Source organism: Pseudomonas sp. SWRI51, assembly GCF_014268825.1.
Lineage (GTDB): Bacteria > Pseudomonadota > Gammaproteobacteria > Pseudomonadales > Pseudomonadaceae > Aquipseudomonas > Aquipseudomonas farsensis.
Genome location: NZ_JABWRG010000007.1, coordinates 22,666 through 33,511 on the forward strand (window position 1 = coordinate 22,666; position 10,846 = coordinate 33,511).

The following is a 10,846-nucleotide window of genomic DNA, read 5'->3' on the forward strand; positions in this document are numbered from 1 at the left end:
TCGACCCATAGCGGACATTGGAGAAACTTAGGTGTGCGAGTATTAAGTAAGCGTCCGGAAACTCACTTTCCGAACGGTGAGTAGCAGTGGGAGGTTGCTAGCTGGCCCAGTTTTTGTTGCTGGCGCTTGCTGCAGCGTATGCCTACACTCCAAAACCTATAATACCAGTGCAGAACGGCGGACAAGCTCTTGCAAGGGCGTTCACAAGGATATGTCGAGTTGGATCGTGAGCAATTACCTACCAGCAGGAGCATTTTGAAAACAGAGCCGCGCTTGGGAGCGTTGCTTGCACTGGGAGGCTTGTTGGTGTTGGGCATGCCATGCGTGGAAGCACGTACGCTGTCCCAGATTCGGGAAAGCGGCGTCCTGCGCATATGCGTGGCTGGCTCAAGCGCTTCCTTCTACCGGACTAACGCGGAGGCGTTCGCGCGGTCACTCGGTTTACGCCCACAGGTAACGGAACTGCCGAGTTTCGATGCGCAGTTTCACGACGATCGGGGCGAGACCGTACGCGAGGCAAGCTACGACCCGAAGCTACTCGCCGACGGCCGCTGCGATCTTTATCCAAATGACTTGCAGATCGTCCCTTGGCGCGAAACGAAGATGTTGCTCGTGCCCTATTACCGGGTACGCAACCTGGTCATCGCCCATCGCTCCAACCAGTCCCTTGGCAACGAGGTGTCTGATCTGCTCGGTCTGACGGCGGCAGTGCAGAAGGGTACGGGCTACGAGCAGTGGATCGATGAAGCCAACCGCGGTCCTCTATCCAGTCAGCCGGTCAGAATCGTCTATGCGCCAACCGAGCAGGCTGTGAAACTGGTAGCCGATGCGAAGGTGGATTTCACGGTGTTGGGTAGTGAAAGCGCGCTGCGCTGGGCCCGTGAAGATCCCGAACGTCTCTCCATTGCGTTTCCGGTCAGCGAAGCGACCAGCGTTGGGTGGGGTGTTGCGCGCAACGCGCCGGATCTCGCACGAGCGCTGGAGCAGTTCTTCCAGTCCAGCAATCGCATTGATTCGCCGCTCGATGCGAGCTGGCGGCGGTACTATCGCGTATCGCTCATGGAATACCGGCTGTTCGAGGAGTCCCTCAACGAGGACGGCCTCGATATTAAAACCGTAATGAGATGGGCGATCCCGAGCTTGGTCGCGGTCCTGCTGTTGCTCGGCGCCATGCTGGCCTGGAACCGACGCCTCAACCGGGAAGTAGACGAGCGCAAGCGCGTTGCCGCAGAGCTAGCCGAGCGCGAGGCTTTCACCCGCGCGCTCATGGATACCAGCCCCGCCAGCCTGGTGCTGGCAGATCGGAACGGAGCTGTCAGGGAAGTAAGCCAACGCTTTTCACAGGCGACCGGTTATGTCAGCGAGGACCTGCTCGGGCGCAACGCCACGAGCCTGTATGTCGACCCTGAGGAGCGCGAGCGCTTCCTCGAACTGCTGACACGAAATGGCAAGGTCGAAAACTTCGAGACCCGCCTGCTGCACAAAAATGGATCAATTCTCTGGGTTCTGGTCGGTGCATCATTCGTGACAATCCACGGTGAGACCCTGGTCGCCAGTTGGGTGCGCGATGTCACGGATCATCATGCGGCAGCAGTGGCGCTTAGCGAAGAACGCGCGCGGCTGCAGGCAATCCTCGATACGAGTCCAATCAACATAGCCTTTTCTACCCAGGGCGTGATCCGCTTCGCCAACCCCCGCTTCTGTGAAACGTTCGGCGTAGGCGTCGGTGACGCTGCTTCGCAGATTTACGCGAATGAGCATGATCGCGAAGCCATCGTCGAACGCCTCACGGACGACGGCATCGCAAAGGACCAAGAAGTACCGATGCGTGACCGGCAGGGGCGCGAACGCACCATACTTGTCACCTACCTGCCAATCCAGATCCAGGGGGAGCAAGGGCTGCTCGGCTGGCTGCAGGACATCACCGAGCGCAAGGCAGCAGAGCACGCGCAGCAGCGGGCGAAGGAGATTGCTGAAGAGGCGACGCGGGCAAAAAGCGACTTCCTTGCAAACATGAGTCACGAAATCCGCACGCCCATGAATGCGATCATCGGCATGTCTTACCTTGCGCTGAAGACTTCGCTGGACCAGCGGCAGCGCGATTATGTCTCGAAAATCCACAACGCGGGCACTTCGCTGCTTGGCATCATCAACGACATCCTCGACTTCTCCAAGATCGAGGCCGGCAAGCTTAGCGTCGAGGTAGTGCCATTTGAGATAGACGCAGTGCTAGACAACGTGTCCTCGCTGATTGCGCAAAAGGCCTACGACAAGGCCATTGAGCTGCTGTTCGACCGGGCGTCGGACGTTCCCGAGACGCTGCTTGGAGATCCGCTGCGTCTGGGCCAGGTCATCCTGAACCTGGTAGGCAACGCAGTGAAATTCACCGAACAGGGGCAGGTTACGGTCGTGGTTCGCAACCTGGGCCGCACCGGCGACAAAGTTCAACTGCAGGTTCGTGTCCGCGATACCGGTATCGGCATGACTCCCGAGCAAACCGGGCGACTCTTTGAGGCCTTTGCCCAAGCCGATAGCTCCACCACGCGACAATTCGGTGGTACCGGCCTGGGCCTTGCCATCTCGAAGCGCATCGTCGAGTTGATGGGCGGAACGATCGCGGTTGACTCAGAACCGGGCAACGGCAGCACGTTCTCTTTCAGTGTCTGGCTTGGTCTTGACCAGCACATGCGTACGCAGCGCCAGATTGTCCCTGCGGAGCTCGCCGGAGCGCGCGTCCTGGTCGTCGATGACAATGCCGACGCGCGCCAGATCCTTTCCGACATGCTTCTCGTAGCGGGGCTTTCGCCGGTCGCGGTGGCGTCAGGCGAGGCTGCTCTGGAGAGCCTTCGCGGTGCTGCGGCCGACGACCCGTTCCGGGTGCTATTGGTGGATTGGCAAATGCCAGAGATGGATGGCATCGAGACGACGCGCCGGGCGCTTGGCCTGCAGCCTGCACTGTACGCCATCATGGTCAGTGCATTTGGGCATGACGAAATGCACGCCGCTGGGCAAGCGGCCGGCATTCGCGCGTTCCTGGTCAAGCCGGTCAACCAGTCCTCGCTGGTAGAGGTACTGGTCAACTTATTCGCGCCGCAAACGGGCGTGGTGGCGCTAACCGTACCCATTGCGCAGGCGAAGGTGCTCGCCGGAGTGCGCCTGCTCGTCGCGGAGGACAACGAAATCAACCAACAGATTGCCAGGGAGCTTCTCGAGGCTGCCGGTGCCCTGGTGGAAGTTGCCGGCAACGGCTGCGAGGCGCTGTCGATGTTGGCTGCAGCGCAATACGACGCGGTGCTGATGGACGTACAGATGCCGCAGATGGATGGTCTCGAGACGACCCGGCGTATTCGCGTCGGGCCTCACTGCGCACAGATCCCGGTGATTGCTATGACCGCACATGCCAGGGTCGAGGACCGGGAGCGCTGTATCGAGGCGGGCATGGTCGACCATGTGACCAAGCCCGTGGATCCGCAAGCACTCATCGCCACGGTTCTGCGCTGGGTCGTACCTCGGTCGGCGGCAGTGGAGCCGTCCAGCGCCGCATCGGGCGAGGAGCGCCTACCGGACATTCCAGGGCTAGATAGCGCCGACGGACTGAGGCGAGTGGCGGGCAATCGCCAGCTATACATCAAGCTGCTGGGTCAATTTGCCGACCGCAGGGCTATGGAAGGGCAAGCGCTGAGGAACGCGCTACGTGCGGGTGATCGGGCGACGGCCGAGCGAATGGCCCACACCGTGAAAGGCGTTGCAGGCAACCTCGGTTTCAGCGGCCTGCAAGCCATGGCCGGTAAGCTGGAAACCGCGATCGGGGCACACGCTGAGTCGGACGCATTGGTGAATGAATTGATCGAGGCGCTCTCGCTGGCCGTGCATGCAATCCGTCAAGCGCTGGGTAGCGGCCAGGCAGCACCGGCGGTGGTATCGAGCGTCGACTGTGCACAGCATGCCATAGCGCTCATCCACCTGCTGGAGGCCAATGACGGAGCAGCGCCGGATTATATGGAACAGTATGCGGATTCGTTGCGCGGAGCACTCGGCCAGGACAGTTTCGAGCAGTTGATGAATGAGGTGAACAACTTTGACTTCGAGGCCGCACGGCTAACCCTCAAACGTGCATCGACGGCCCGCGATACCCCGTGCTGGAGGGAACATCATGAGTGAAACGCTAAACTACCCACTTCCCCCGATCATCCTCATTGTCGATGATACGCCGGAGAACATTACGCTGATCAATGGCCTGCTGAAGGACATCTACCGCATGCGGGTGGCCATCAGCGGTGAGCGCGCGCTGAAGGCAGCGGTGCAGGAGCCTCGCCCGGATCTGATTCTGCTCGACATCATGATGCCTGATCTGTCGGGGTATGAGGTGGCAGAGCAGCTCAAGCGCGATCCGCGCACCGCTCATATCCCGATCATCTTCATCACCGCCATGGCGACAATGGAAGACGAGATCCTGGGTTTGCAGATGGGCGCCGTGGACTACATCACCAAGCCGATCAACCCACCCATCGTGCTGGCACGGGTGGAAACCCAATTGAAGATCAAGGCGGCCGCCGACTTTTTGCGTGATCAGAAGGCTTACCTTGAGCAGGAAGTCCAGCGCCGCACCGCCGAGGTCATCGCTATCCAGGATGTGACCATTCAGGCCATGACCTCGCTGGCCGAAACCCGCGACAATGAGACGGGTAACCACATTCGACGAACTCAGCACTACGTCAGACTACTGGCCGAGCTGCTTCGCGAACATCCGAGGTTCCAGCAGTTTCTCAATGAGGAAAGTATCCGCCTGCTGTTTAAGTCAGCTCCGTTGCATGACATCGGCAAGATCGGCATACCCGATGACATACTGCTCAAGCCGGGGCGCCTCACGCCGGAAGAGTTCGAGACGATGAAGACCCATACGGTACTGGGACGCGATGCAATCCGGCATGCCGAAGAGCAGTTGGGCACCTCGGTGGGATTTCTGCGCCTGGCCAAGGAGATCGCCTACAGCCACCACGAGAAGTGGGACGGTACCGGTTATCCCGATGGGCTGAGTGCCGATGACATCCCCATCAGCGCCAGGCTCATGGCATTGGCGGATGTCTATGACGCGTTGATTAGCCGACGCGTATACAAGAAAGGCATGTCACACGATCAGGCGCTGGAGATAATCCGCCAGGGATGTGCTACGCATTTCGATCCAGATATTTGCGAGGTTTTCCTGGCCAACCATGAGCAATTCCAGGCTATCGCTGTGCGTTTTGCTGATCGCGGTCAGGATGGCTAATCAACGCATCGCCGTGAAATCAATGCCAAGGGCTTTTGGTCATTTTTTTGAGGTTTTGAAATGCCCTCTAGAGGCAATGCAAACTCCATCTATTATTTGGCATCACATCTGCCTGAACGTCCGTTATGGTTCGTGGTTATCCACGCCACGCGGCCCACCACCGTTTCGCGGATCGCGTGCTGGCTGACCAAAGCGCTCAAGGTGTCTGACTGGATCGCTTCACCATTCATGGCGCCAGATCCCGCCGCCGGCGTGCGGCGGCGTCTTCAACGGCGATAAACAACCCCTCAATCGAAGCGGGGGTTAGCGCATGTGCGGCTTCCACCCCCTCCACAAAACCTTCTGCGCGCTCTTCGGCCAGTGCAAAGGCAGGCACATCTGCTGGGCGGCCGAGGCGTGCCAGGTGATTGGCGAGTTTGGTGCGGACCAGATCGGGCATGCTGACACCATTGCGCGAGAATACGACGCTCATTCTTTCACCATTATTGTTGAGGTGAGGGATAACGCCAGGAAGGCGCTTCCTGATCGAATTAGCGGTCACTGCGTAAAACCACCGCTGTGGGGGTTGGTCTACAAGCGCAGGGGGGGCTGGTTTTCACCGGCCCACAAAAAAGCCCCCACACTGGCTTCAAGTGTAGGGGCCTTTTGAACATAAGCGGCGTTATTGGTAACGCGAACTAGCCGACGCGCGCGGCATCCGGTTTGCCGAATTCCTCGGACGTCATCTCACCCAGGTAGGACAAGCTGCTCAGAATTGCATTGGGTTCAGCCCCGGCAATCTTTCGAGCTGCGACAATCGGGTAAGCAATGACTGCTATTGGCCGATTTCTGCCCGTCGCGAAGGGCAGCTGTGGGTCGATAGCAGTCATCGCGACTGGCCGCTTTCGACCCATAGCGGACTGTCGCCATGACTCAAGACCGAGGCGGAGATACTCCTCTATGGTTCCTGCTCGGCGGCTACCTAAAATGGCTCCACACGAAGTGGCGCATTACCGCTTGGGCACTTGGTGTCTTCTGAAGAGCATTGAGCATTGGGTGGCAGTTTCAAACTGCCTATCCGTCCAGCCGCTTGAGGCCACGCGCTTCTCGGCGAGGAGTCGCCGAGCAATCAGCGCTTGGTAGGGAAGCTCGCAATCAGTAAATCAGCGGGGGGAAACCGTTCTATTCGTCCCTCCTCGATACCATCCCACGCCCATTTCCATAGTGCGGTGCTGCGCAGAAAGGCATGGAGCAATTCAGCAGAGACCTTGCTTTCGTCGACGGCAAGTTTGTAACTAGGCTGCATGGCATAGCACACGTCCAGCCCCATGCGACCACTGAGTAACTGGTTCATGATTTTCACCCGCTGGGCCCAAGACAAGCACTGCTTTCTACGTTTCGAGTCCTGATAAACCATCAAATTCAAATGAAGAGAGGCGTGAACATAATCCTCTCCAGCCATAGCCATCTTCAAGTGCGACGGAGTGCCCAAGGGCAAAATGTACTCAATGACCCAATCAATTAGCTGTTGCGCGACATTGCGGGATGCCAACTCGATAGAAATCATGAACAGTACGTTGTTTATGGACTTCGCAGCGCTTAGCGCAAATGCAGGTTGGTTTAACTTTTTGGCTTCGAGCAAAAGAATAATTAGTGCGGTCAGCGCGTCTAAGCTTGCGCGACGCTCCAGCTTGTCCAGCAGAAACTGGTTGCTGGAAGCACGAACTGAATAAGTTGAGCAACCTAAATGCTCAACCTGAAATAAGATGACCACAGTGTTCGGGCTTAAGCTGCGAAGGACCGAGCTGAAATCCAAGGGGTTATGGGGCAATTCAGAGGCCATTCTATGCCATTCAATGCCCACCGAGGCTTTCGCTACTGGAGTGCTAAAAGGCCTCAAGCCCCGATATCAGGGGCTTGAGGGCCTTTTGGCATTGATACTCCAGCACAATCGGGGTGTGTACTTTTTAGGGGGTGAATGATCGGCTTTCAGTGGGCTTGCTCAATAGTCGAAAATAGTGAGCCGATCTCCACTGGCAAGTATTGCGGGAGCTCTGCGATCACTTCGGTGACACCGATTTTCAATCCTGAGTCCCCTTGTCCGCGGGATATGGCTCGTAATGCTGGGAACTTGTTTTGAATCAGTACTTCGTAGCCGTGGCCGTTATGCATTAAGAATGAATAGGGATATTGGAGGTTAAAGCCATTCTCAAGTGTGACGGTCGTAGTGTCTTGGTTGGGGAGTTCGATTTTGGTGATGAAGTTGTCAATGAGTGTTTGGCATTCGGTCTCTGTGAGTGAGACGGCGTCTAAGTAAGTTGCTTTGTTGTGCAGTCCAAATTCGGAGTATGATGCTTTGCCATATCTAATTAATGCAAGGGTTACGTACAGCGGATCCAGTATGTAGTTTTCTATTGCGTACCGCTTGCTGTTGCCCAGTATCAGCAGTTGGTCGCGAGATTTGTTGGTGCCGTCGTAATCGATAATTCCCCATGCAAGGTCATTACCTGAAGAGCGGAGCTTGTCTACTAGTGCAATGACATCCGTACAGTTTGAGGTCCCAGTGTGAGGTTCCATGAATATCGGGTTGAAGGAGTAGTTGTATTTGCGTCTCAGTGCGTCAAATAGCTTCTCAAAGTAGATGACGTCGTATTTGCTTTCAACAAATATTTGGCGCCTTTTTTCATACGAAACTCGAAGAAATCCAATTCCTTGGGTAAGTATTGAAACAGCACTGCTGTTGCTGATTAAGGTGGGGGTTTTTGTATCTCGGCTCAGCTCGAAGACGCTGTTGTCAGGAGCCATTGCGACTGTTGTGGGGGAGTGCGTTGTCATTACAACTTTAACGCCTGCTCGTTTTACAATTGTGTCCGTAATCGTCTCTATTAATAGTTTCGAAAACTGCGGGTGCAAAGGTGCGTCTGGTTCGTCGATTAGTAAAAGTTCTGGTCGATTCCCTCCTTCCATAGTGTTGTATGTTGCAAGGGCTATCGACATTAGCACCTTCTCGCCAGAGGATAGATCATTGACGGAAATATCCGTATCATTCGATCTGTCTTTTAGCTTGAGAGTATATGCTAGCTCCACATCTCCGCGTGTGGGGTTGATGAATTCATAGGGTAAGTTCGCTTTGGCGAGGATATCGTTAATGAGATCCCAAGGGGCTGGGCCATAGGTGCGGATGAATTCATCATCGCTCAGGACTGGCAAGTCTCGAGTCGAGTCTTCAGAGTTTAAAAACTTGTTGAACTTATTTTTTGTCCATCTTGTCTGGTAGGCTTTGAATATCATTGCGCATTGTGAGAAAAACAAAGAATTATTGTCGTTCTCTGCGAACGACATATTGTTATATATGTCGCTTTCCGTAATTTCATGAAGCCGTTTTCCGGAGCGCGCGAGGACATTTCGAATGATAGAGTCACGGGCTGGACCATATCCATGGTGCGGAATTACATACTGACTGACAACATCTTCAAAGTCTCTCGTGTGGTAGTTTTGGTTTCGGAAGTTGGTTATGACCCCTTGTAAATTTTCCCACCAAACGCTGGCGTTGTTGATGAGCTGGGCGGATTCACATCGATCATCTACTTGAGGATTCAATCCGTTGTATGGCACGTGCAAGATGTTGGTGAGTGATTTCCCGTCTACTTCAACTTTTGATGATGCTGGGTTAGCCAGTATTTCAAGTAAGTGGCTTTTGCCGCTTCCGTTTCTGCCGGTAATTATACTGAAGTCTGGCAGGTCAAAACTCAGTTGAGCTGGAATGGACTTGTGCTTCGCGGTTGTGGTGATTTTCATTGTGAGTCTAGTTTTGAGAAAGTGTTGGAAAGAATTGTGAGTGAGTTTTATTGGGTTTGTATGTTTCGAACGAGTGGGTTTTAGTCATGCGCCAATTGGATTATAAGTTTAAGTTAGAGCGCTGAACCTCGAAAGCTAGGCGGGGACGTGACTCGGTACTCTTTACCATGTCCGGCTATGGCGTGACCAGTGCTGATGCTGGTGGACGCCCGCCGACGAATGAGCGCATGCGGGTCTCTTGCGATTGGCTGCTATCGACCCAGGCTGTGTGAAAACCTCCGGCGCGATTCGATTGGTTAAAAAACAACCCAGAATGCGCGCCTCTACGCGAATTCTGAGCCAGCTGAGTAGCCAAGCCTTTTCAGATTTCACGTAGGACTGCGTTCTCTAAAGAGCTAATGGTGTTTTCACACAGCCTAGACCCAAAGCAGACACTTGATAACGAGGCCGCTTAGCGACCCACACAAGCTCCACGCTTGTGCCCGTGGCCACCTTACTATCACTCAGATGCTGGGGCTCCGAGATTTGCTTAAGCGCGATGGCTCAATCTGTCAGCAGTATGAAGCGCTGAAGCTTCAATTGGAGTCGAATACTACTGGTGGGATGGTTGAGTATCTGGAGAAAAAATCTCCGCCTATTTTTGCGGCACTACTTCATTCCGGTATGACCATTCCTGAATGGCCGATTGGGCCCGGCGGTCTGATATAAAACGTCTCTGGTCAGTGTGGGAGCACACTCGATGTAGCTCAGAATTTCTGAGCATCGAGAGGTGAGTATGACCAGAGACAGGTATGGGTTAGATAACAATCGGCTGGGTAGCAAGCCAGCCAAAAGCGACGGTTCGTCGGAGGGTCAAGGTGGCGAGGGAAAAAGAGCGCTCCCCGAGGATCGCGATGACTACATCGACAAGCGCCCCTTTCATCGCGAGAAGAGGCAGGGGCCGCCGGACCCATCGCGGGCCTCCAATGCCGAGCACTATAGCCATTACAAGCGCCCATTGGAGTAATTCACAGGCCGGCATCTGACTGCATGGCTGATGAGCTTCTTCGGCAGCTCGAAAAGAGAACCTCGCGCCAACTCAAGGCACTGGCATGTAGGGCAGCAGGCGTTCGGTCTCTTTCTTTACCACGGCGTAACATTCGCAGCTCAGCAGTTCCAAGCGTGCCCTGTCGAGGACTTTGATCTGCCCGCGGTTGTACTCGATCACCCCAAGGCGCTGCAGCTTGCCTGCAGCATCCGTCACGCCCTCGCGGCGCACCCCCAGCATGTTGGCGATCAGCTCCTGGGTCATGCACAGGCGATCGCCTGGCAGGCGGTCGAGCGACAGCAGCAACCAGCGGCACAATTGCTGGTCGATGGAGTGATGGCGGTTGCACACTGCCGTTTGCGCCATCTGGGTGATCAGTGCCTGGGTGTAGCGCAGCATTAGCATCATCATCTCGCCATGGCGGTTGAACTCGTCCTTGAGCCTTTGCACGGGTAGGCGGTAGGCATGTCCTGCACTTTGCACGATGGCCCGGCTGGGTGTGCTTTCCCCGCCCATGAACACGGCGATGCCCACCAGCCCCTCGTTACCCACTACCGAGATTTCGGCTGATGCTCCGTTTTCCATCACATAAAGCAATGAAACGATCGCATCGGCCGGGAAGTGGACATAGCGCAGGGTGTCGCCGGACTCGTACAGAGCCTTTCCCAGGGGCAGGTTCACGTGCTCCAGGTCCGGCGCCAGCCGGCTGAACGTTTCTGCCGAAAGTGCAGCCAGCAAGTGGTTCTGCAAGGGTGGGGGAGCGGGATGCATAC

6 protein-coding genes and 1 pseudogene are annotated in these 10,846 nt (G+C 55.8%); 3 read left to right on the top strand and 4 right to left on the bottom strand.

Annotated elements, in window-relative coordinates; translation table 11 throughout:
- Positions 1-219: 219 nt before the first annotated feature.
- Together HU720_RS04315 and HU720_RS04320 are read left to right on the top strand one after the other, a co-directional pair.
- Positions 220-4,161 (top strand): response regulator, encoded by a 3,942-nt coding sequence (locus tag HU720_RS04315; protein ID WP_028614249.1) that lies wholly within the window; start codon positions 220-222, stop codon positions 4,159-4,161.
- On the top strand, positions 4,154-5,269 hold the full coding sequence (locus tag HU720_RS04320) for a two-component system response regulator (RefSeq protein WP_028614250.1): 1,116 nt from the start codon (positions 4,154-4,156) through the stop codon (positions 5,267-5,269). Before HU720_RS04315 ends, HU720_RS04320 begins: the two co-directional genes overlap by 8 nt.
- Positions 5,270-5,495: 226 nt before the next feature.
- On the opposite strand, the gene HU720_RS04325 is transcribed toward HU720_RS04320, so the two are convergent.
- The 3 genes from HU720_RS04325 to HU720_RS04335 all read right to left on the bottom strand — a co-directional run bounded on the left by HU720_RS04325 (position 5,496) and on the right by HU720_RS04335 (position 9,046).
- Positions 5,496-5,741 carry a hypothetical protein gene (locus tag HU720_RS04325; RefSeq protein WP_033733270.1) on the bottom strand — a complete coding sequence of 82 codons (246 nt, stop codon included), beginning with the start codon at positions 5,739-5,741 and terminating at the stop codon, positions 5,496-5,498.
- Positions 5,742-6,377: 636 nt separating this feature from the next.
- Positions 6,378-7,091, bottom strand: coding sequence for a hypothetical protein (locus tag HU720_RS04330; protein WP_186517552.1), 714 nt, complete (start codon positions 7,089-7,091; stop codon positions 6,378-6,380).
- Positions 7,092-7,237: 146 nt separating this feature from the next.
- Positions 7,238-9,046, bottom strand: coding sequence for an ATP-binding protein (locus tag HU720_RS04335; protein ID WP_186517554.1), 1,809 nt, complete (start codon positions 9,044-9,046; stop codon positions 7,238-7,240).
- A 462-nt stretch (positions 9,047-9,508) separates the two neighbouring features.
- Between HU720_RS04335 and HU720_RS04340 the strand changes: the two are divergent.
- Positions 9,509-9,754 (top strand): annotated as a pseudogene (locus HU720_RS04340) (GrpB family protein); the annotation flags it as partial.
- Between the two features lie 370 nt (positions 9,755-10,124).
- Here HU720_RS04340 and HU720_RS04345 read toward each other — a convergent pair.
- Positions 10,125-10,844, bottom strand: a complete 720-nt coding sequence (locus tag HU720_RS04345) for a Crp/Fnr family transcriptional regulator (protein WP_186517558.1) — start codon at positions 10,842-10,844, stop codon at positions 10,125-10,127.
- Positions 10,845-10,846: the final 2 nt, after the last annotated feature.

Bases quoted from the DNA above. Each gene is read 5' to 3' on its own strand.
- HU720_RS04320 (WP_028614250.1), top strand. From the start codon at position 4,154: ATGAGTGAAACGCTAAACTACCCACTTCCCCCGATCATCCTCATTGTC.
- HU720_RS04325 (WP_033733270.1), bottom strand. From the start codon at position 5,741: ATGAGCGTCGTATTCTCGCGCAATGGTGTCAGCATGCCCGATCTGGTC.
- HU720_RS04330 (WP_186517552.1), bottom strand. From the start codon at position 7,091: ATGGCCTCTGAATTGCCCCATAACCCCTTGGATTTCAGCTCGGTCCTT.
- HU720_RS04335 (WP_186517554.1), bottom strand. From the start codon at position 9,046: ATGAAAATCACCACAACCGCGAAGCACAAGTCCATTCCAGCTCAACTG.
- HU720_RS04345 (WP_186517558.1), bottom strand. From the start codon at position 10,844: ATGCATCCCGCTCCCCCACCCTTGCAGAACCACTTGCTGGCTGCACTT.